17 protein-coding genes are annotated in these 21,423 nt (G+C 41.9%); 9 read left to right on the top strand and 8 right to left on the bottom strand.

What is annotated here, in order from left to right; genetic code table 11:
- Nucleotides 1–482 precede the first annotated feature (482 nt).
- The gene (locus CTT31_RS06380) at nucleotides 483–827 is read right to left on the bottom strand and encodes a Grx4 family monothiol glutaredoxin (RefSeq protein WP_010375406.1); all 345 of its coding nucleotides are present in this window, start codon (nucleotides 825–827) and stop codon (nucleotides 483–485) included.
- 386 nt (nucleotides 828–1,213) lie between these two features.
- On the opposite strand from CTT31_RS06380, the gene CTT31_RS06375 reads away from it, so the two are divergent.
- The 4 genes from CTT31_RS06375 to CTT31_RS06360 all read left to right on the top strand — a co-directional run bounded on the left by CTT31_RS06375 (nucleotide 1,214) and on the right by CTT31_RS06360 (nucleotide 6,736).
- The gene (locus tag CTT31_RS06375; protein WP_010375405.1) at nucleotides 1,214–1,795 is read left to right on the top strand and encodes a Fe-Mn family superoxide dismutase; all 582 of its coding nucleotides are present in this window, start codon (nucleotides 1,214–1,216) and stop codon (nucleotides 1,793–1,795) included.
- 185 nt (nucleotides 1,796–1,980) lie between these two features.
- Nucleotides 1,981–3,903, top strand: coding sequence for a PrkA family serine protein kinase (locus tag CTT31_RS06370; RefSeq protein ID WP_211859581.1), 1,923 nt, complete (start codon nucleotides 1,981–1,983; stop codon nucleotides 3,901–3,903).
- Nucleotides 3,904–3,928: 25 nt separating this feature from the next.
- Complete coding sequence (locus tag CTT31_RS06365; RefSeq protein ID WP_211859580.1) at nucleotides 3,929–5,212, top strand: YeaH/YhbH family protein; 1,284 nt, start codon at nucleotides 3,929–3,931, stop codon at nucleotides 5,210–5,212.
- 18 nt (nucleotides 5,213–5,230) lie between these two features.
- Nucleotides 5,231–6,736: a SpoVR family protein gene (locus tag CTT31_RS06360; RefSeq protein WP_010606429.1), complete on the top strand. Its 1,506-nt coding sequence runs from the start codon at nucleotides 5,231–5,233 to the stop codon at nucleotides 6,734–6,736.
- Nucleotides 6,737–6,928: 192 nt separating this feature from the next.
- Here CTT31_RS06360 and CTT31_RS06355 read toward each other — a convergent pair whose 3' ends face one another.
- Nucleotides 6,929–7,288, bottom strand: a complete 360-nt coding sequence (locus CTT31_RS06355) for a DUF4870 domain-containing protein (RefSeq protein ID WP_039492452.1) — start codon at nucleotides 7,286–7,288, stop codon at nucleotides 6,929–6,931.
- 387 nt (nucleotides 7,289–7,675) lie between these two features.
- Between CTT31_RS06355 and CTT31_RS06350 the strand changes: the two genes are divergently transcribed.
- Nucleotides 7,676–8,335 (top strand): hypothetical protein, encoded by a 660-nt coding sequence (locus CTT31_RS06350; protein ID WP_260492198.1) that lies wholly within the window; start codon nucleotides 7,676–7,678, stop codon nucleotides 8,333–8,335.
- Nucleotides 8,317–8,802 (top strand): DUF2269 domain-containing protein, encoded by a 486-nt coding sequence (locus CTT31_RS06345; RefSeq protein WP_260492197.1) that lies wholly within the window; start codon nucleotides 8,317–8,319, stop codon nucleotides 8,800–8,802. The genes CTT31_RS06350 and CTT31_RS06345 overlap by 19 nt, the downstream gene beginning before the upstream one ends.
- Nucleotides 8,803–8,951: 149 nt before the next feature.
- Here CTT31_RS06345 and CTT31_RS06340 read toward each other — a convergent pair whose 3' ends face one another.
- Nucleotides 8,952–9,926, bottom strand: a complete 975-nt coding sequence (locus CTT31_RS06340) for a sensor domain-containing diguanylate cyclase (protein WP_010375394.1) — start codon at nucleotides 9,924–9,926, stop codon at nucleotides 8,952–8,954.
- 2 nt (nucleotides 9,927–9,928) lie between these two features.
- Entirely contained in the window at nucleotides 9,929–10,933 is a 1,005-nt protein-coding gene (locus CTT31_RS06335; protein WP_010375391.1) for a response regulator, read from the bottom strand.
- Nucleotides 10,934–11,134: 201 nt separating this feature from the next.
- Here CTT31_RS06335 and tpx point away from each other — a divergent pair, with 201 nt between their 5' ends.
- Entirely contained in the window at nucleotides 11,135–11,716 is a 582-nt protein-coding gene (gene tpx / locus CTT31_RS06330; RefSeq protein WP_260492196.1) for a thiol peroxidase, read from the top strand.
- A gap of 98 nt (nucleotides 11,717–11,814) precedes the next feature.
- Here tpx and htpG read toward each other — a convergent pair whose 3' ends face one another.
- On the bottom strand, nucleotides 11,815–13,728 hold the full coding sequence (gene htpG, locus CTT31_RS06325) for a molecular chaperone HtpG (RefSeq protein WP_017217996.1): 1,914 nt from the start codon (nucleotides 13,726–13,728) through the stop codon (nucleotides 11,815–11,817).
- Nucleotides 13,729–13,894: 166 nt separating this feature from the next.
- Nucleotides 13,895–14,494 (bottom strand): recombination mediator RecR, encoded by a 600-nt coding sequence (gene recR, locus CTT31_RS06320; RefSeq protein ID WP_010606421.1) that lies wholly within the window; start codon nucleotides 14,492–14,494, stop codon nucleotides 13,895–13,897.
- A gap of 271 nt (nucleotides 14,495–14,765) precedes the next feature.
- On the opposite strand from recR, the gene CTT31_RS06315 reads away from it, so the two are divergent.
- Nucleotides 14,766–16,841 (top strand): M13 family metallopeptidase, encoded by a 2,076-nt coding sequence (locus tag CTT31_RS06315; protein WP_260492195.1) that lies wholly within the window; start codon nucleotides 14,766–14,768, stop codon nucleotides 16,839–16,841.
- Between the two features lie 50 nt (nucleotides 16,842–16,891).
- On the opposite strand, the gene CTT31_RS06310 is transcribed toward CTT31_RS06315, so the two are convergent.
- A complete protein-coding gene (locus CTT31_RS06310; protein ID WP_260492194.1) occupies nucleotides 16,892–17,467 on the bottom strand; it encodes a rhomboid family intramembrane serine protease in 576 nt (191 codons plus the stop codon).
- A 125-nt stretch (nucleotides 17,468–17,592) separates the two neighbouring features.
- Nucleotides 17,593–18,219, bottom strand: coding sequence for a DUF3592 domain-containing protein (locus CTT31_RS06305; protein WP_236596596.1), 627 nt, complete (start codon nucleotides 18,217–18,219; stop codon nucleotides 17,593–17,595).
- A 649-nt stretch (nucleotides 18,220–18,868) separates the two neighbouring features.
- Here CTT31_RS06305 and CTT31_RS06300 point away from each other — a divergent pair.
- A complete protein-coding gene (locus CTT31_RS06300) occupies nucleotides 18,869–21,391 on the top strand; it encodes an amidohydrolase family protein (RefSeq protein ID WP_260492193.1) in 2,523 nt (840 codons plus the stop codon).
- Nucleotides 21,392–21,423 lie beyond the last annotated feature (32 nt).

Below are 21,423 nucleotides of genomic sequence, written 5' to 3'. Positions count from 1 at the left end.
CATTGGTAAGACAAGTTAGCCAAAATCGTAATAAATTTGCCACTTTGAAAATAGTGAATATAAATTTGTAAAATGACACCGGTATCACATCAATAAAAATGCAACAAGACATAACCAATAGCAAACGTTTACGTAAACGTAAACCAAGGTAAAAGTGAATAATTATTCACTTTTTGGATTTTATAGAACTCAATACTGAAGCACGTTCTATTACACTGTTTATATAGGTATGCAAAACAGAGAGCGTTTTCAGCTTGACGCTAACGTCAACTTGAGTTGATAAAAATAAGTGAGTAGCTCTGAGTTAGATAAACGCGGATAGCGTTAATGAAAGTGTAAATATCTTAAATTCAATGAACTTGCAGGTTTTCAACCAAACATCAGACAAAAAGACTTGCTAAGAAAAGTAGGTAGGAAGATATTAGAAGATTTTTTAAAAAATAAAGCATGGCAGAGTATCGACTCTGCCATAAGCGGTTAGCTTATTCCGCTGCTGCTTCGTCTTTCTTATATTTAGCTGCTGTTTCAGCAATAAGAGGTTGAAGCTCACCCTTTTGGAACATCTCAATGATGATGTCACAACCACCGATTAACTCGCCTTCTACCCAAAGCTGAGGGAAAGTTGGCCAGTTCGCATAATGCGGTAGTTCAGCACGAATATCTGGATTTAATAAAATGTCAACATAAGCAAACTGCTCACCACACGCCATCAAAGCCTGAGATGCCTGCGAAGAGAAACCACAGTTAGGGAGTTTTGGCGACCCTTTCATATATAGGATGATTGGATTTTCTTCGATCTGCTGTTTAATCTTGTCAATAGTTTCCATTAGTTACCTCAAAATGACGTTTCGTCCAATGCTTATCAATATTTAGTTTAGCATCGGCGTTTTAGCTTGCTACTCACTTTAACAACACCTGTTGCATTCATAATACCAAGCTTTAAGCAGCGGTAGAATCTCGGGATACATGGCTAAAATAAGCATGACCGCCTGTCATGATGTTCTACACTTTGACTGCTATTCGGCATATGTTCACAAAGAATGTGTATTATAAGTCATTAAGTCACTGGCACGCATTGCTGTTTGCCAAAACTTGAGTAAAATAGTCAGGAATTATAGTATCACTATATAGGCCAATGGTATAGAAAAGTGGGCTGATGTTAGCTACCTTTCGTATGCGTTATTGGCAAATCAACCAAAAAATGGAGATTAATATGGCATTTGAACTACCGTCACTACCTTATGCACTAAATGCTCTTGAGCCGCACGTTTCTCAAGAGACGCTAGAATTCCACCACGGTAAGCACCACAACACATACGTTGTAAAGCTTAACGGTCTTATCGAAGGTACTGACTTTGAAGGTAAATCACTAGAAGAGATCGTATGTAGCTCTGAAGGTGGTGTTTTCAACAATGCTGCTCAAATCTGGAACCACACTTTCTACTGGCACAGCCTTGCGCCAAATGCAGGTGGCGAACCAACAGGTAAAGTTGCTGAACTAATTAATGCAAAATGGGGCTCATTCGCAGCATTCCAAGAAGCTTTCAACGACAAAGCAGTTAACAACTTTGGCTCAAGCTGGACTTGGTTAGTACAACTAGCTGACGGCTCTCTAGATATCGTTAACACTTCAAATGCAGCGACTCCGCTGACTGAAGAAGGTGTTACCCCTATCATCACAGTTGACCTGTGGGAACACGCTTACTACATCGATTACCGTAATGTTCGTCCTGATTACCTTAAAGGTTTCTGGGCACTTGTTAACTGGGATTTCGCTAACAGCAACCTAGCTTAACATCAACTATCAGTATTGATGCAACAATGGGGCGCAAAAGCGCCCTTTTTCATGCCTGTAACTCAACATTAATACATAAAAAATCTAGTTTTTTTTGGGTATTCTTCATATCACGACTAAGCTTTAAGTAACCTTTCCAAATCTGTGATCCGCAAACCACACCAAGTAGCTTATTGGAGGTCGTTATGACAATATTTGAACATTATCAGGCCAGATATGAAGCCGCGCAAGAAGAAGAGTACACCATCGCGGAATTTCTTGAAATTTGTAAAAATGACAAATCAGCCTATGCCAGCGCACCTGAGCGACTTCTGATGGCAATAGGCGAACCAGAAATGATCGATACGTCGAAAGATGCCAGACTTAGCAGGCTGTTTTCGAATAGAGTAATAGCTCGATACCCTGCCTTCAATGAGTTTTACGGTATGGAGGATGCCATTGAACAAATCGTATCGTATCTCAAACATGCCGCACAGGGGCTCGAAGAGTGCAAACAAGTACTCTATTTACTCGGCCCGGTAGGTGGTGGTAAATCGTCTATCGCAGAAAAGCTCAAGTATTTGATGCAAAAGGTGCCGGTTTATTCTTTAAAAGGCTCACCCGTTAATGACCACCCGCTTTGCTTGTTTAGCCCTCAAGAAGATGCCGACCTACTTGAAAAAGAGTACGGCATTCCTGGGCGCTATATTAAAACGATAATGTCTCCGTGGGCGACCAAACGCTTACATGAGTACAATGGAGATATTACACAATTTAAGGTCGTAAAACGTTACCCTTCCATTCTTGATCAAGTTGCTATCGCGAAAACAGAGCCAGGGGATGAGAACAACCAAGATATCTCAGCACTGGTGGGTAAAGTCGATATTCGTAAACTTGAGCATTTCGCTCAAAATGACCCTGATGCTTATGCGTATTCTGGCGCGCTATGTCTTGCGAACCAAGGTTTGATGGAATTTGTCGAGATGTTTAAAGCACCCATTAAGGTGCTACACCCGCTGCTAACTGCAACCCAAGAAGGCAATTACAATGGTACCGAGGGTATTTCCGCCCTACCATTTAGCGGCCTAATACTCGCTCACTCTAACGAGTCTGAATGGCAAACCTTTAAGAACAATAAAAACAACGAGGCATTTTTAGACCGTGTTTACATCGTCAAAGTGCCTTATTGTTTGCGCGTGTCTGAAGAAGTCAAAATTTACGAGAAGCTTATTGAAAATAGTGAGCTCAGAGAGGCTCCCTGTGCGCCTGGCACATTAGAAACTTTAGCGAAGTTTTCAGCCCTGTCTCGAATTAAGGAGCCAGAGAACTCCAGTATCTATTCAAAAATGCGGGTTTACGATGGTGAAAGCTTAAAAGACACAGATCCAAAAGCTAAATCCTATCAAGAATACAGAGATTATGCAGGCGTTGACGAAGGCATGAACGGCCTTTCAACTCGCTTTGCCTTTAAGATCCTCTCTCGTGTGTTTAACTTTGACCATAGTGAAGTCGCAGCAAACCCTGTTCATTTGTTCTATGTACTTGAGCAGCAAATTGAGCGCGAACAATTTAACGCTGAAGTACAAGAGCGCTACCTAAGCCATCTAAAAGGGTATCTAATCCCACAATATGTCGAATTTATCGGTAAAGAACTACAAACAGCTTACCTTGAGTCGTACTCTGAGTACGGCCAAAATATTTTCGACCGCTATGTTACCTATGCAGACTTTTGGATCCAAGATCAGGAATATCGTGACCCAGATACTGGTCAACTGTTTGATAGAGCCGCACTTAACGGCGAGCTGGAAAAGATTGAAAAGCCAGCCGGTATTTCCAATCCAAAAGATTTCCGTAACGAGATAGTCAACTTTGTTTTAAGAGCAAGAGCCCATCACAATGGTGACAATCCAGTATGGACCAGCTATGAAAAACTAAGAACGGTTATCGAGAAGAAAATGTTCTCTAATACCGAAGACTTACTCCCTGTAATTTCATTTAATGCAAAAACCTCTGCCGAAGATCAGAAGAAGCACGAGGACTTTGTCAATCGTATGGTTGATAAAGGCTATACCCAAAAACAAGTTCGCCTACTTTCAGAATGGTATTTAAGAGTTAGAAAGTCACAGTAACTTGTTAGTATGAAGAGGGTGTTATATGGCGCATTTTATTGACCGCCGTCTTAACGGCAAAAATAAGAGCACTCTGAACCGCCAACGTTTTATCCGCCGCTACAAGAAGCAGATAAAGAAAGCGGTTTCAGAGGCCATCAACAAACGTAGTGTGACTGATATCTCCAGTGGCGAAAGCATTTCTATCCCACAACGAGATATCAGCGAGCCCACTTTCCATCAGGGTAAAGGGGGAGACAGAGAGCTCATTCACCCAGGTAACGATCAATTTTCAACGGGCGATCGGATCCAGCGCCCTCCTTCTGGGCAAGGTGGTGGATCAGGTGATGGCGAGGCAAGTAACCAAGGTGAAGGGCAAGACGATTTTGTATTCTCTATTTCAAAAGACGAATACTTAGACCTATTGTTTGAAGACTTGGAGTTACCCAACTTACAACAAAGCCAGTTAGATAAATTAATGCAAATGAAAACGCATCGAGCTGGTTTTTGTAATGATGGTATGCCTAGCAACTTAGATATTGTACGCAGTTTAAAAGGCTCAATGGCACGCCGTATTGCGATGACCTCAAGTAAACGCCGAGAGTTAAGGGAGTTGGAAGAAGAGCTGGCGAATATGCTTGCTGAACCGGTTCCTCCTCAACAGAAAATCAATGATATAGAACTGCGGATCCAAGTGCTAAAAGAGCAAATAGCCGCGGTGCCTTTCATCGATAATTACGATTTACGCTTTCGTAATTACGAAAAGCGTCCACACCCCACCAGCAAAGCGGTTATGTTTTGCTTGATGGATGTGTCTGGCTCAATGGATCAAGCTACAAAAGACATGGCAAAACGTTTTTATATTTTGCTCTATCAGTTCTTAACCCGCACTTATAAAGATATTGAGGTAGTCTATATCCGCCACCATACCCAAGCAAAAGAAGTAGACGAGCAAGAGTTTTTCTACTCGCAAGAGACTGGTGGCACAATTGTCTCAAGTGCGCTGAAATTAATGGATGAAATCATTCAAGAGCGTTATGCCCAAGGCGATTGGAATATTTACGCCGCACAAGCCTCTGACGGTGATAACTGGGCAGATGATTCTCCACAATGCACCCAGATACTCTCTAACAAACTACTTAAAATTGTCCGCTACTATGCGTATATAGAGATAACGACCCGTGCACACCAAAGTCTGTGGCGGGAGTATCAAGGAGTAGCCAACTCATTTGACAACTTTGCTATGCAGCACATTCGAGGTGTAGAAGATATTTATCCTATCTTTAGAGAATTGTTCAAGAAGAACAAAAATAAGCAAAGTGCGGCATAATTTTTGGGAGGTTGCGCGATGACATATCAGCCAATTGACGATGGTCCAGATTGGACCTTTGATTTACTTGATACTTATCATCAGGAAATTGCTCGTGTAGCTGAGCATTACAGACTTGACACTTACCCAAATCAAATTGAGGTGATCACAGCTGAGCAGATGATGGATGCCTACTCAAGTGTGGGCATGCCAATTGGTTATGCACATTGGTCGTACGGTAAAAAATTTATCCAGACTGAGCAAACCTACAAACGAGGTCAAATGGGTCTTGCCTACGAGATTGTGATTAACTCTAATCCTTGTATTGCGTACTTAATGGAAGAAAATACCATGCCTATGCAGGCACTGGTAATGGCGCATGCGTGCTATGGTCATAATTCTTTCTTCAAGGGTAACTATCTATTTAAAACCTGGACAGACGCATCATCTATCATTGATTACTTGGTATTTGCTAAAAATTATGTCGCCAAATGTGAAGAAAAGTACGGTATTGATGAGGTAGAAAACCTGATTGACTCTTGTCATGCGTTAATGAATTACGGGGTTGATCGATATAAAAGGCCGCAACGGATCTCTATGTTTGAAGAGCAAAAACGGCAAAAAGAACGGGAAGATTATTTGCAGTCCCAAGTTAATGAATTATGGCGAACCATTCCTAAAGGTGAAGATGAAGAAACCGACAACCGTGCTCGTTTCCCATCGGAACCTCAGGAAAATATACTGTATTTCATCGAGAAAAATGCCCCATTGTTGGAGTCTTGGCAACGCGAGATTATTCGTATTGTGCGTAAAGTATCACAGTACTTCTACCCGCAAAGACAAACTCAAGTCATGAATGAAGGCTGGGCTACATTTTGGCATTACACTATTTTGAACCACTTATATGACGAGGGAAAACTAAGTGATTCCTTTATGTTGGAGTTTTTACAAAGCCATACCAATGTTGTGTATCAACCGCCATACAATAGTAAATTTTATTCAGGGATAAACCCCTATGCGCTCGGCTTTAATATGATGGTCGATATTCGCCGTATATGCGAAAACCCAACGGAAGAAGACAAACAGTGGTTCCCGGAATTTGCGGGGAGCAACTGGCTAGATACACTGCATTTTGCGATGCAAAATTTTAAAGACGAGAGCTTTATCAGCCAATTTTTATCTCCAAAACTCATGCGCGACTTTAAGCTTTTTACGATTGTCGACAAACAAAAATCTCCGCACTTAGAAGTTGGCCCTATTCACGACGAAATGGGTTATCAACAACTTCGCAGTGCCCTTTCAGCGCAGTACAACTTGAGTAACCATGAGCCTAATATTCAAGTTTATGACGTCGATGTACGGGGAGATCGTTCACTTACGCTAAGGTATGTACCGCAAGGCGGGATCCCACTTGCCGCTTCAAAGCAAGAAGTGATAAAGCACCTCTACCGCTTATGGGGATTTAAAGTGAAACTTGAACAAGTAGATGAAAATGGCAATATTGAGCAGATAGCTCAATGCCCTGAAGAGGAAAGTGAATCGTAGCCCTGTAAGTGTAAATTAGGAGTAGGCAAACAGCTTGGGCTGCTATGTTTGCCTAGGCTCCTTTCTCATGCTCAGAAGCCTTAAATTAGCTCCTGCCTCTATTTATAATGCCGCTGTGAGGTGTATTGTTAAACTCAATACAGCAAACCAGAACAATACAAACAGCAGATTCTCCGCTATTCAAAGTGCCGGTTACTTAAAAAAATTGAAGCTAAGTGGATAAATCCATACTTCCCCATTATTGGCTTTCATCGCAGCAATGATGGCAAATATAATATTAAGAATAGCTAACACAACGAACCCTAAAATACCAACCGCGACAAAAACTAAAATACCGCAAATTATGGAATAGATGATTAAGCTAATTAACCAGTTAATAGTGGCTTTTCCGTGTTGGTCGATTGTTTCGCTTTTATCCTTATTGGTTGCCCACATAACCACCGGTAATACAAGCCCTAGTCCCGGAGCAACAAAGCTCGCCAGTTGGCTCAAATGTAATAACATACAGTATGTATTTAGCGGCATCCCCCAGTATTCATCATTATCGTTCATTTTTCATTCCCTTTTATTGTTGTAAGTGATTACGCATTTCAAGCAAGTGTTTCATATTGACTGAAGTCCATGGAATTCTTCCTAATGAGTTAAAATCATTTAAGGAACTACTATTCACCTGCCTCATCTTAAAATAAATGGCTAAAGACCTCTAATGAAAACTCAACTCCCCACACCTCCATTAAAGCTAGATAAGCCATGATTTACAAGTCTTTTGATATCAAGAGCATGAGCGTAGACATAACAACTCTGGTTAACCGCTGTAGTTTAAAGACAAGGGTTATTCAATTTTCACCAAGTAAATAATGTCTATTCAGACTAAGACTTTACCAATTTTGGGTATAGATTTAAGATGAACCATGGGACTCCAATCCAGACGTAAAACCAATGGATCAATACAAAACCAAATTTGTTGTTGTTTATCTGATTGCCGCAATAATTACTGCTGCATGTCTTTTAATGAATGGACCGATGCGTCCAGGCTTGCCTCTTGATAACACGGTAATAATGCGTATGGAGTTTATTGCCAAAAACTTAGTATTGTGGCAGTGGTCTTGGATAGCTTGGATGTTCTCTGCACTAGGTCTGTTAGTATTTAGTGTTATTTTAGCAGATGAGCTCAAAGCAGACTTTAGAAAGCATGTTGGCCTGCTATTAGTCGCATTGGGTGTGGCCCCAGATCTAATTGCTGAAGTGATTTATGCCTTTGTTTTACCAAAAGTAGTTCACTTAGCCATGGGCGAATCTGTATTTTTACTGTTTGAGCATATTGCAACCCATCTAACCGGTTACTTAGGTAATGGCCTTTATAATTTAGGAGGGCTTACGTTAACCTGTCTAGCCATTAAGCAAGGTATATTTAAAACATGGGTGTCAGTCTTGGGGATCACCGCTTGGATTTTAGGTTTATTGCTGTCTGTATCTATCGCTGCTGGTCAACTTAAAGCTGCTGAGATATTTACTGCATCAAGCATGACTCTTAGTACACTTTGGATGATTATCTTTGCACATCAAGTTTTGAGGCCTAGATGGAATACGCAATCTTAAAATTAGTGCACATAGGCGCCTTGATTTTTTGGCTCGGCCCAGCTCTTGGTGCTTGGTTTGTGTTAAAAGCAATAGAAAATGAAAATATAGGACCGGTGACCGCTAAGGTGGGTCATGTATTCTTTCTCATGGTCACACTGGAACATGTGGCATTTATAGTTCTCTTATTAACAGGCTTTTCTATGGCTTTTTTAGCTGGATGGTTTACATCTCCATGGCTCCAACAAAAGCTACTGGTGGTCGGTCTCGTGATTATCCCATTAGAAATTGTCGATATTTTCTTGGGAAATTGGTTAGCAGCAAAGGCATCTAAAAGTGTCCACTTGGGCATTGCAAGCGCTCAGCAACGGCGTTGGTTAGCGCTCTATCACGGCTCTTTTACTAAACTTGCACTCTTAACCATACCGGCTTCAGTTGTTATTGTGATGTATTTAGCGGTAAGTAAGACGCCACTTTTACCACTTTAATTCGCAGAAATAACCGAACAATACGGCTGATTTGTCTAACAGACCGCTGTTCATTCCGCACTGATACTAAAAAGTTAGTGGGGTAAAAATTATAAAGTGGCAATATGAATAGACCCGCATCGCGCTAAAGTCACCATATAAAGATAAATTTACTCGCTGGCCATGTCTTCAGAGTATACAGTTACCCGATTTCTTCCGCCCTCTTTAGAAACATACAAAGCGCTGTCCGCGGCTTCAATCCATTGCTCATGTTTTTCAAAAGACTCTTCGTACACGGCAACACCAAGGCTAACCGTAATCTTTATTTGTTGTTCATCGTAGTAAATAGATGAGTTTTCTATTAACGAGCGCAGTCTTTCGGCGAAAGTGATTGCACCCTTTACGTCTGTGTCGAGCAAAGTCACTGCAAACTCTTCACCGCCGTAGCGGCCTGCAGTGTCCGTTTCGCGTAGTGTTTTGCGTAGTAAGTCAGAGATATGGCGGATTGCCTCATCTCCACCACTGTGACCGTATTCGTCATTGATACGCTTAAAGTGGTCAATATCAAACATAAGCAATGCACTTTGGCCTTGATTACGTTTCAAGCGTTTAAACTCTTGCTTTAGGCTTTCTTCCCAAAAGCCGCGATTATGCAACTGGGTTAAGCTGTCTGTTCGGCTAATTTTTTCTAATTGTTTATTCAACGACTCAAGCTCTAACTTGTTGATTGCTTCGTCGGTTACATCGTATATGATCACACAAATATGCCCTACATCCCCCGTCACTGTGGTCAATGGGATGAAAGTTGCATTCTGATACATATAATCCGCTTTGCCTGTGATAGGTCGATAATTTTTGAATCGGAAAATATACGGCTGCTGCTCCCAAATGGTAAACGACCGATTTTTTAGCACGAATACAGGCTCAGCTTTTGATCTAAACCATTGCTCATCAATACTTGGGAACAAATCAAAAATGTCTTTATCTTTAACCGCACTCGGTAACAAACCAGAATGATTTTCCATAAAACCATTCCATATACATACCTTGTAGTCGCGATCGAGTACCACCAAGCCAACATCTACGGTGTTAAACATATCCATTAACCAATGGATTTCATTCATATCAAAATCGGCTGCAGGCATAGTTAATCATCCAATAAATAGGCTACTTTGTATTTTAATGTTTTAAGTGAGTCTTCTGTGAATAACAGCATAAGGTCACAGTTAATGTTGTGATGCTCAATGCCATAGCTAATCTCTATAGCGAGCGTTCTTTGCCATCTCGCCTTGTTGGCTTTCACAAGCTCAGCAACATCACAATGTTGACCAAGCACCACGGGGTGGCCTTGACTGAAAGACATATCGAGCTGCTTAGATAGTCCCGTTAAAATTGCGCCAATCAAGATATTGCTAATATCCATTAAGAGCTCAAGCTCAACTTTGGTATTAAGATCGCCATGATAATTCATCAAAGACGCGATCTCTTTGAAACTAGAATCATTAAGCAGTAGCAGCGCTTCTCCGGAAACGCCGCCACCAATAAAACCTTGGCAAACGCCCGACGTAGTTGCGCTCGCATCAATCGCTTGCAGTGCCATATGCAGCTCGTTGACTTCGAGTACATTAACGTTTGGAATAGGTAATTCGACGAATACGTTTAGCAATCGCGCCAACAAATCCCCCGCCTGCCCCATAGCAACGTTTGTAAGCTCTTGATAGATATCACGGATCTCAGGGTCTAGCTGCTCACCAAGTTTATGAACCAAGCTTTCTCTGATTGCTTTGTCTTTTATTCCATGATGCTCAATAATTTCAGCAAGTTTAGCAGCGTCACAGGGCTTACGGATAAAATCAATAGCGCCGAGCTCTATCACTCGTTGGTGCGCATTAGGTTGAATGTCGCCAGAAACAACGACAGTAAGCACGGATAAATCTTGCTCGCTGATGGCTTGCAGTACTTCGTAGCCATCCATCTGCGGCATATTTAGATCAAGGAATAGAATCTCTGGAGAAAGTGCTTTGATTTGTTTAATACAGTCGAGTCCATTCTCTGCAAATTCTACTTTAATGTCCCAGTCGTCTGGCAATGAACGCGCCAGCTGCCGACGGGCAAGTTTTGAATCGTCACAAATTAGGACTAGTGTTGACATACAAGCTCTCTTTCTGTTTCCCATGCGTATCGGCACGATGTCGGGAAGTTTTAGTTATAATTATGAGATTAAAGCTTAAAATTGCGACATATGTTAATAAAATGACGCCATCTTGACAATCTAAATGTCACTTAAGCTTGGTTAGTTACTGTCAGTATAATACACTCAAATCAATTAAGTTAACTTCAAAAGGAATACTTTATGCTGAAAGCGTTAGTTTTAGCGAGTGGTCTGTTTAGTGCGATATCATTGGCTTATGATTTACCTGAAAACTCGGTAGATATGGGCAAGGTAAAAGCGCAAGGTAAAGCGGTGGTATTGCTTGGTAATGGTGTAAAGCAAGGTCAGGCTGCACCGGATTTTAAGGTTGCCGATGCTGACTTCAGCCCTGTTACCCTGAAAGACTTTGAAAGTCGTGCAATTTTAATTAGTGTCGTACCGAGCCTAGACACTGGTACTTGTAGCCTACAAACAAAACATTTTAATGAGAAAGTAGCAAGCCAATTTCCAGATGTTGCCATGTTGACGATTAGTGCGGACTTGCCGTTTGCGCAAAAGCGCTTTTGCAAAGCAGAAAATATCGACAAGGTTAAAACATTATCAGACGCCGTATGGCATTCTTTTGGTGAAAACTATGGTTTGTTGATTAAAGATATGGGCCTGCTCAGTCGCGCGATTTTTGTGCTAGATAAGGAACACAAACTTGTTTACAAGCAGCTGGTAGAAAATTTAGCAAAAGAGCCAAACTACGAAGAAGTCGTTGGCGCACTGAAGAGTCTATAGCCTCACCATATACTCTCATCAATAAACACAAAAAAGCCGGTCACTTAACAATGACCGGCTTTTTCAATTCGTTATACTAATTTATTACTTAATTAATTTTACTTTTGTAGATCTAGCATTAGCTTGTTAAGACGGCTTACAAAGCCCGCTGGATCTTTCAGGCTACCACGCTCTGCAAGCATTGCTTGGTCTAGTAGTACTTCTGCCCATTGTCCAAACTTGTCTTCGTCTTGTTCGTTATTCAAATGCTTAACCAATTGGTGCTCTGGGTTAAGTTCAAATACCGGCTTAGACTCAGGCACGGCTTGACCCACCTGCTCCATTAGCTTTTGCATTTGTGAGCTCATATCATGATCATCTGCGACCACACACGCTGGAGAATCTGTTAAGCGGTGCGTAAAGCGTACTTCTTTCACTTTATCGCCAAGTGCTGTTTTCACACGCTCAACTAGACCTTCAACTTCCTTCTCACTTTCTTCGTGTGCTTTCTTCGTTTCTTCATCATCCATATCACCCAAGTCAAGATCACCACGCGTGATTGACTGAAGTGGCTTCTCGTTGAATTCAGTGAGGTGGCTCATCATCCACTCATCAACGCGATCTGACAATAGTAAAACTTCAATACCTTTCTTACGGAAGATTTCAAGATGCGGAGAGCTCTTTGCTGCTTCAAAGCTATCAGCCACAACATAGTAAATCTTATCTTGGCCTTCTTTCATGCGCTCAATGTACTGCTCAAGCGATACGTTTTGCGTTTTCTCGTCAGTATGTGTAGAGCTAAAACGCAATAGTTTTGCAATAGCATCTTTGTTTGCGAAATCTTCAGCAGGACCTTCTTTGATCACATTACCAAACTCATTCCAGAATGCTTGGTAATCTTCTGGTTTGTTTTTGCCCATGCGCTCAAGCATTTTAAGTACACGAGATGTACAGCCTTTACGAATAGCTTGAGTGATCTTGTTGTCTTGTAGGATCTCACGAGATACGTTAAGCGGTAAATCGTTAGAATCTAGTAAGCCTTTAACAAAGCGCAGGTAGCTTGGCATAAACTGCTCGGCGTCATCCATGATGAACACGCGTTGTACATAAAGCTTAAGGCCAGCTTGACGCTCACGATTGTATAAATCGAAAGGTGCCTTTTTAGGGATATAAAGTAGGCTGGTGTATTCAGTTTTACCTTCTACTTTATTGTGTGCCCAAGTGAGTGGCTCTTCCCAATCATGACCAACATGCTTATAAAACTCTTTATATTCTTCGTCGCTGATCTCAGATTTATCGCGAGTCCAAAGTGCTGTGGCTTTGTTGATCGCTTCCCACTCGCCAGGTTGCGCTTCAATTTTCTCGCCATCTGGGCCCTCAGATTCAGGAACTGGGTCTTTATAAAGTTCAACAGGAATTGAAATGTGATCTGAGTATTTAGTCACAATACCGCGAAGGCGATAAGTTTCAAGGAACTCACTTTCTTCTTCACGAAGATGCAGTGTGATCTCTGTACCACGCTCTGCTTTTTCGATTTCAGCAATCGTGAAGTCGCCTTCACCTTGCGATTCCCATTCAACCGCTTCTGACTCACCCGCTTTACGCGTACGAACAGTTACTTTATCAGCAACAATGAATGCGGAATAGAAACCAACACCGAACTGACCAATCAGCTGTGAATCTTTCGCTTGGTCACCAGTTAGGTTTTTAAAGAAATCAGCTGTACCAGATTTTGCGATGGTACCTAATGAGCTGATCACTTCGTCACGCGTCATACCAATACCATTGTCAGAAATGGTGATGGTTTTTGCATCTTTGTTTACGCTTAAGCGGACACGTAGCTCTGCGTCACCTTCGTAAAGGTCACCATTTTGCAAAGCTAAATAACGTAGTTTGTCAGCCGCGTCTGAAGCGTTAGATACTAATTCGCGTAAAAAGATCTCTTTGTTTGAGTACAAAGAGTGGATCATTAGGTTTAATAATTGTTTGACTTCTGTTTGAAAGCCTAATGTTTCTTTTTGAGCTGCGGACATTGTTCTCTCCAATATAAGCAATTAATGCAGTGTTCTTTATCAATATGCTAGGTATATGGGGGAGGAGAAAAAACTTTCAAGAGACTGAACAAAATTTTTAACAAATCGCCCTATTTTTTAGATTCAATTGCTCAAAAAACAGGGCTTTTAGTAAGAAACGTTAAGATTAGAGCTTCTTGCGCCCGCTAAACGCATGCATTAACGTCATACCGTCTACCAGGTCAAGCTCACCGCCAACAGGCATGCCATGAGCAATACGCGACGCTTCAACTTGATATTTATGACATAACTCAGAAATATAGTGTGCCGTCGCCTCGCCTTCTACCGTTGGGTTTGTCGCTAAAATAACTTCGTTAATATTGCCAGCACTTAGCTTACGCTCAAGAACATCAAGGCCGATTTCATTAGGGCCAATTCCATCCAGAGGCGATAAATGCCCCATCAGCACAAAATACAAGCCATTAAATTGGCCCGTTTGCTCTATCGCCAAAACGTCCGTTGGTGATTCAACCACACAAAGCAGCCCTGTGTCTTGGCGCTTGATACTTTGACAAATATCACACACCTCAACCTCACTAAATGTTCGGCAGCTTGAGCAATGACCAATGGCTTGCATCGCATGCGTCAGGCTTTGTCCCAGCTGGCTGCCGCCCTCTCTGTCTCGCTCTAATAAATGAAAGGCAATACGCTGCGCAGACTTAGGTCCAATGCCAGGTAAACAACGCAGCGCTTCAATAAGCGCCGTTAAACTTGGTGATAATTGCATAAATTCGTTTCTTGTGGCCCATGCAGTGCAAAAAACACTGATAACAATGCCGAAATGATAAGGGATATTGTTGTTGATTTAAAGCTTGATCCTATTTCATACCCTTCTACTTATTTTACAGTTTGAAAATACATTCATCGCGAATTTCCCAACAATTCGACTCAAATGCTTGCAGCAAAAGCGTATTCACTCGACAATGGTTCCATTCCCGATAGTAAGTACAATAATACAACTGTCGGGCCCACTTCTCGAACCAAATAGAGACTACATAATGAAAAAAACGATAATAGCAAGTGCACTTACAGCCATCATGCTGACAGCTTGCTCTGAGCCACAAGTCACAACAAGTGAAACCAAACAAGCAGAAAATGCGGCAGTAGCAACAGGTAAAGCAGAACTAGGTAGTTTTGGTGTTGACCTCAGTGCACGCGATGAAAGTGTAAAACCAGGCGATGATTTCTTTATGTACGCCAGCGGCACTTGGTACAAAAACTACGAAATGCCAGCAGACAAAACACGTTTTGGTGCATTCTCTGCGCTTGCTGAACGCAGTGAAGAGCAAGTAAAAACCATTATAGAAGAGATTGCTAACGGTAAAAACCTAAACGCCGAAGAGCAGCTAATTGCCGATTTTTACAATGCTTATATGGATGTTGAAACCCTAAATAAGCTTGGCATTAAACCTATTCAACCACTACTTGCTGACATTGACGCCATTAACAACACTGACGGCCTCACCAAAGCATTTGGACAATCTTGGTTAACTGGCGTCAATGCGCCGATCGGCGGCGGTATGTGGTTTAACCGTCTAGACCCAAATAAATACGAAATGTCGATGGGTGCTGGTGGACTTGGACTACCAGATCGCTCTTACTATTTAGAAGAAGCTGAGCGTTTTGTTAAAACTCGCGAAGCATACGTTACGCATATTGCCGATATGCTTAAATTTGCGGGTAAAGACAAGCCGACTGAGCGCGCAGAGGCCATTCTTGCACTTGAAACTAAAATTGCTGAGGGCCACTGGCCACGTGAAAAGCGCAGAAATCGCGACCTGACATTAAATCAAGTCAAACGTGACGAGCTAGCAACACAGTACCCAGGCTTTAATTGGGATTTATATTTTGCTGAAACGGGCTACAAAGTGCCTCAGCTAAATATATCTCAGCCAGAGCCGATTAAAGCGATGATTGCGCTTATCAACTCTGAAGACTTGGCCGTTTGGAAAGACTACTTAACTTATCACGCTATTAGCGGCAATGCGTCGCTGCTGTCTGAAGATATCTTCAATACTAACTTTGAATTTTATGGTAAACATTTAAGTGGTCAGCAAGAGCCACGTGCTCGTTGGAAACGCGCGATCAGCGAAATGTCTGGCACTACTTCGCTTGGATTTGCAATTGGTAAAGTTTACGTTGCCCGTTATTTCCCTGAGTCTTCTAAAAAACAAATGTCAGAATTGGTTGAAAACCTACGCACCGCGCTTGGTGAAAGGATTGAAGGCTTAGACTGGATGGGTGAAGAAACAAAAGTAAATGCTCAGGCAAAACTTGCCGCATTTACTCCTAAGATTGGCTACCCTGATAAATGGCAATCATTTGATGGGTTAACCTTAACCCGCGATAACTTAATGACGAATGTGAAAAACCTTCGTGAGTTTTTCCGCAATGACAGCATCGCCAAAGAGCTTGAAAAAACCGACCGTAACCGCTGGGGTATGACACCGCAACGCGTTAACGCCTACTACAACAGCTCGTTTAATGAAATCGTTTTCCCTGCGGCAATTTTACAACCGCCATTCTTCGACCCAAATGCGGATCCTGCAGTAAACTACGGCGGTATTGGCGCGGTGATAGGCCACGAAATGGGCCACGGCTTTGACGACCAAGGCTCAAAATCCGATGCCAATGGTATTCAGCGTAACTGGTGGACCGATGCCGACCGCGCTGCTTTCGAAGAAAAAGCAGACAAACTCGCGGCACAATACAACAAATATGAGCCTATTGAAGGTAACTTCGTAAACGGTCGTAACAGCCTTGGCGAGAACATCGGTGACGTAGGCGGCCTTGCAATGGCTTATCATGCATATAAACTGAGCCTAAACGGCAAAGAAGCACCGGTGATTGATGGCTTGACTGGCGATCAACGTTTCTTCCTTGCTTGGGCACAAGTATGGAAAGAAAAGCGTACAGAGCAAAGCATGCTAAACCAGCTACGCGCAGGTACACACGCACCGGGGCAATTTAGAGCGCTTGCACCTCGCAACCATGATGCATGGTATAAAGCGTTTGACGTTAAACCGGGTGACAAACTGTACCTAGCACCTGAAGAGCGCGTGCGTATTTGGTAATAACTTAAATCCCAAAGCATGACCTGCCGTCACTGGTAGGTTATGCTACTTTAGCGCCGAGCAATACGCTTTTGCTTGGTTAAGTATGCCCCGCATAATCCGCTTAAAAACCCAAAAATATGGCTTGAACTACTCGTCTGCGCCGAAAAATCAAATAATGTCGCTAAAAAGCTAATATTGGCATAGTAAGTCAATACCAGCAGAGCTACAAAACTAACAATGCCAAGCACATCGCGATTGAATAGCGCAGCACCCAGCAGTAAGCCAAAGTAACCCATTACAATGCCTGATGCACCAATGTGATTTGCATGTCCAGCAAACAGCCACACCAACAGTCCTGTAGCAACCACAATAAAAAAAGTTGCTCGCTTAAACCTCGGTAATCGGGCTGCCAAATAGCCACTAATACTTAAGCCGAGCAAATTACTCAGCAAATGTCCCCAGCTACCATGTATAAAAGGCGCGGTTAATACACCACTCAAATGATGTACATTATGCGGTACAATCCCAAAACGGTAGACGGGTAAGCCAAAAATCCACCCCAACACCTGTACGAGACACATCACCGCCATCGCGTACAAAACCAACTTAAAATTGGGCGGAAAAACCAGTGCACGTTTACTCATCTTACTTCCATATACAGACAAAAATAGCGCCTTATTAAGCGCTATTTCGAATAGATTTGCAAACTCAGCCCACGTGAGCTTTACATACTTAGTGTTGTAGTTACGATCCGTCCACTTTCATAAGATTAAGACGCGACCTTTGGGAGAAATGAAATGTCCACATGGTATTTGCTCGGGTTTCCTTCTTCAATTAACACCGTTATCTCTTCTCGGTCTATGTGATTGGTTGGATCAAACCATATATTATCACTATTAAAAATATGCAATTGCGATGTTGATGGGTTTCTCCATTGTGCACAAATTTGGTAAGGGTTTTTGCCGTTAAACTCTATTCTACGGTTAACTTCAACACTCTGAAACTTAGCCACCACTGGTGTCCCTTTTTCCTTTAGATACTTCACTTTCTTATTTTTTGACGCGCCAAATAAGATAATTGAAAGTCCAATAAGGAAAAATACAGAGCCTATTCCAGCTAAGATCATAACCCCGCCCCAAAGCGAGAAAGTATCGTTAATTTCAGCTTTTTCGATTGAATCTTCTAGATAAACGACGCTTACAACCTCTCCTATTGAATATCTGTTAGGACCGCCCCCAGTAGAGGACACAAACTCCGCTATTTCGCCATTTTTGGTGCGGAATTTAACGAAAGGAGCATAGGTATCCGAGTCTTCAGACTGGGAACGAATAAGGTCTACCACTGTGCCTTCGGTAATGATTGCACGGTCTAGGAAGTCTTGGGTACTGTTGTACATAAAAAGCGATCCGATTAACAGTGCGGACCCAATCAGAGTGAAAATGTATTTAACTATCACGAGCAACTCCTTTTTGCTGGAATGATTTTATAAATTATATATGCGTAGTATGCATAACGCGTTGTTGGATCAGACTAAACTAGTTCGACCTAGAATGTAGACGTTATTTAAGCGGCGAGAGAAAATTAAGGCGAGCGACTTCACTTGCGTTGATTTACAAGCTATATCGTTACAGCTGCGCTCATTCCCTGACCTAACATCGTATCCTTTATGGCCTATTAGACCGTTTTTCATCATCTATTTCAACTTTCTTGATGCTCAGTTCGATCATACTCGTGAACTTCACTTCGATATCTGTAACTGATCCCGCCATGTTATGCAGCTCGCTAGTAAAATTATGCGGTCTCAAGATAACCCAAAACATTTAGGTTAAAGGGAGCCTGCTTAACACCTGTCACATAGTTCAGGGCTTACTTTTGCGGTCTAAATGTAGCTACTCAACATTGCTGTAATAGCGCGTAACTTAGTGTAATTACCACCTTGAAAAATTAACTATAAAATTACATTTAATTTCTGACTGTATGAGAGTGCTAGCCAGAACTTGTAGCTACTTAATAGCGTTATCTAGATAATTTTCAAAGGAAACTTTATGAAAAAGCGTAATATAATCCCATGTTTCGCAGCTGCCTTATTGATTTCGGCGTGCTCGAGTTCAACAAATAACAGCGATGATAAACCAAAAGACGAAGATGTTAGCGCTAAGGTCAGTCTTTTTTTCGGTGGCAATATTATCACTGTTGCTAGCAAAAAACCCTTCTCTTTAGGAGCAGATGAAAATCCCGCGGTGTTGGTCGAAAATGGTGTGATTACATTCGTCGGTTCAGTCGACGACGCAAAGGAGAAGCTAGCAACAATTAGAAACCATGCTCCAAAAACCAAGATATCTTACTTCAATTTAAATGGCAGAACCTTAATGCCAGGATTCATAGAACCTCATGCCCATTTACAATCAACGGCGCAAATGAGTGGAGTAAAGAATTTAATGCCTTGTCTGCCAGACAAATATCAAGAAAAGCTCTCTAAAGATTACGGCTGGATTTACTATCCGAATAAGAACGCTTCAAGTGCGAAAGATGGACAGGGGCACTGCTTTATATACCTAGATGAAGCAATAGCAAAAGTAACAACAAGTCCGCCATTTGTAATTGACCATGTTAATAAAGTTGGATGGTACATTGGAAATGGGCTTGATCCGTCACGAATGGTCCAAGAAGAGTATGCCAAGAGGCCGTTCGATCAGCGTATAAACGAAAATCGAGAATTTTTTGCATACCCAATGAAAGCTATTGACGAAATTGACAACCAAAAATTAAAAACGGCACAAAGTAACAAAGCTATATTTATGACTGACCAATCAGGGCATTTAGCGTACGCCAATATGTCTGCATTTGAGCAAGTGGGCTTGTGCAATACAGTGGTCAAAAAAGCACAGATAGACATGATTTCTCAAGCAAAAGTCGATGAGTTTGAAAAAGAGAACCCTGACTTTAAACTCCCCGTCGAGGATTACACATTGACTTGTGAAGGTACAGAACAAGACGTAAAAACCAGTCAGTTTATCGTGAAAACCTTATGCTTCAGCGATGGCGACTTAGATATAGTGAATAATGCTGAGTACAAAGAGATTGACTCGCAAAAGTGGCAGTACTCTGGCCTCATCAAAGAACCAAGTGCGTATATGCTGTTTATTAATTCCATTTTAAGAGCAAAAGGCACAAGTAGCAAAGACATTTCGGCACTCGTACACCATACACCAAATACGCCCCCTGCAACCAGCTGCCCGCTAGATACAGCGCAACCGGAGCTAGCTAAATATGATAAAGATGAAAATGAAGAGGTTTTGATGAAAATGAAGTACTTGCTCAATACTTCATCGCAACAGGGGGTAACCATGTTAGTAGACGGTGGTTCAACAACAGAAATGAAAGACGATTTCATCAATCTAGTTCTCATGGAGCAACTGCAACCGGCCGCAAGAGTTCGCTCTGTGTACGATTGGCGCAACTATCAAGACGAGGCAACAGCCGCTCGCGCTCAATGTGTGTATGATCCTAAAAACCCCAGTGAATGTGATTATATTCCTTTTGAAAGTAAAGCTTTTAACGGTATGTACTCAGCGCAAGGCATTAAGCTACTCTCAGATGGCTCTACCCAAGGCTGTAGCGCAAATTTAAGTACTGATTACTCTGAAGCAGGACTTTGTGACACGTTTGGCAAGGGTCATGTTGATTATACCAAAAACGAAATTGTCCAAAATCTCTCTAGATTTTTACCCACCTGTGACAGCAGCGTACATCAGCCTTGGTACTTTAATCTTCACGCAAATGGTGATCAAGCTATATCAGATTCACTTAATGCGCTAACTCAAATGGCAGGTGATGCAAAACGTCACACCTCAACATGTAAAGAGAAACAGGTCGCTCAGACGTTTACTGATCTAGCTCACACAATTATTCATTCCACAGTGAATGATATAGATGAAAGTACAAAAGAAAATAAAACAATTTATAAATACCTCAAAGCTCGCGAAACGTTTCCGAATTTGACACCCAGTCATTTAATCGCCCATGTGGCCTACTGGGGAGCATCAATGAGAAATGAATTAGGAGATCTACGAGGCAATAGGATCGACCCTATGGAAGAGGAGCTCGCCGCAGGGATCCCCTTCTCGTTACATAGCGATTTGAGTATCAGCCCGTTATTCCCACTATGGTTTATTGAACAAGCCATGACTCGCCACACTTGGGAATATCCATTCTTAGCATCCAGAGGAAAGTATTTAGGTACAAATACAGATGGAAAAAGTAACTTATCAATACAAGACGCCATAAAGGCCGTCACTATTGTTCCTGCAATGCAACATAACCTCTCCCATAAGCTAGGTTCAATTGAAGTTGGCAAAATAGCTGACTTGATAGTTTTAGATAAAAACTTAATGGATTTTCAAACCACACCTGAGAGCATCCACTCCATCAATGTGGAATGTGCATTTATAAATGGTGACGAGGTGACATGGGTCGATCTCGAAGATTTAGGCAAAGCTAAAAACCTTACAGACTACACGCCTAAAACCTTAGCTTCTAAATGTCGCAATAGCAGCACATTGAATTAAAAGGGCTTTACGCTGCAATTCAGTAATCAATA

It is taken from the genome of Pseudoalteromonas maricaloris, assembly GCF_024746855.1.
In the GTDB taxonomy this organism is placed as follows: domain Bacteria; phylum Pseudomonadota; class Gammaproteobacteria; order Enterobacterales; family Alteromonadaceae; genus Pseudoalteromonas; species Pseudoalteromonas maricaloris.
Note: the sequence above shows the minus strand (reverse complement) of the source record. Positions and strands in the feature narration are given on the sequence as shown.

Excerpts from the sequence above, each read along its gene's own strand:
- CTT31_RS06380 (WP_010375406.1), bottom strand. The coding sequence starts at position 827 with ATGGAAACTATTGACAAGATTAAACAGCAGATCGAAGAAAATCCAATC.
- CTT31_RS06375 (WP_010375405.1), top strand. The coding sequence starts at position 1,214 with ATGGCATTTGAACTACCGTCACTACCTTATGCACTAAATGCTCTTGAG.
- CTT31_RS06370 (WP_211859581.1), top strand. The coding sequence starts at position 1,981 with ATGACAATATTTGAACATTATCAGGCCAGATATGAAGCCGCGCAAGAA.
- CTT31_RS06365 (WP_211859580.1), top strand. The coding sequence starts at position 3,929 with ATGGCGCATTTTATTGACCGCCGTCTTAACGGCAAAAATAAGAGCACT.
- CTT31_RS06360 (WP_010606429.1), top strand. The coding sequence starts at position 5,231 with ATGACATATCAGCCAATTGACGATGGTCCAGATTGGACCTTTGATTTA.
- CTT31_RS06355 (WP_039492452.1), bottom strand. The coding sequence starts at position 7,288 with ATGAACGATAATGATGAATACTGGGGGATGCCGCTAAATACATACTGT.
- CTT31_RS06350 (WP_260492198.1), top strand. The coding sequence starts at position 7,676 with ATGGATCAATACAAAACCAAATTTGTTGTTGTTTATCTGATTGCCGCA.
- CTT31_RS06345 (WP_260492197.1), top strand. The coding sequence starts at position 8,317 with ATGGAATACGCAATCTTAAAATTAGTGCACATAGGCGCCTTGATTTTT.
- CTT31_RS06340 (WP_010375394.1), bottom strand. The coding sequence starts at position 9,926 with ATGCCTGCAGCCGATTTTGATATGAATGAAATCCATTGGTTAATGGAT.
- CTT31_RS06335 (WP_010375391.1), bottom strand. The coding sequence starts at position 10,933 with ATGTCAACACTAGTCCTAATTTGTGACGATTCAAAACTTGCCCGTCGG.
- tpx (WP_260492196.1), top strand. The coding sequence starts at position 11,135 with ATGCTGAAAGCGTTAGTTTTAGCGAGTGGTCTGTTTAGTGCGATATCA.
- htpG (WP_017217996.1), bottom strand. The coding sequence starts at position 13,728 with ATGTCCGCAGCTCAAAAAGAAACATTAGGCTTTCAAACAGAAGTCAAA.
- recR (WP_010606421.1), bottom strand. The coding sequence starts at position 14,494 with ATGCAATTATCACCAAGTTTAACGGCGCTTATTGAAGCGCTGCGTTGT.
- CTT31_RS06315 (WP_260492195.1), top strand. The coding sequence starts at position 14,766 with ATGAAAAAAACGATAATAGCAAGTGCACTTACAGCCATCATGCTGACA.
- CTT31_RS06310 (WP_260492194.1), bottom strand. The coding sequence starts at position 17,467 with ATGAGTAAACGTGCACTGGTTTTTCCGCCCAATTTTAAGTTGGTTTTG.
- CTT31_RS06305 (WP_236596596.1), bottom strand. The coding sequence starts at position 18,219 with ATGTACAACAGTACCCAAGACTTCCTAGACCGTGCAATCATTACCGAA.
- CTT31_RS06300 (WP_260492193.1), top strand. The coding sequence starts at position 18,869 with ATGAAAAAGCGTAATATAATCCCATGTTTCGCAGCTGCCTTATTGATT.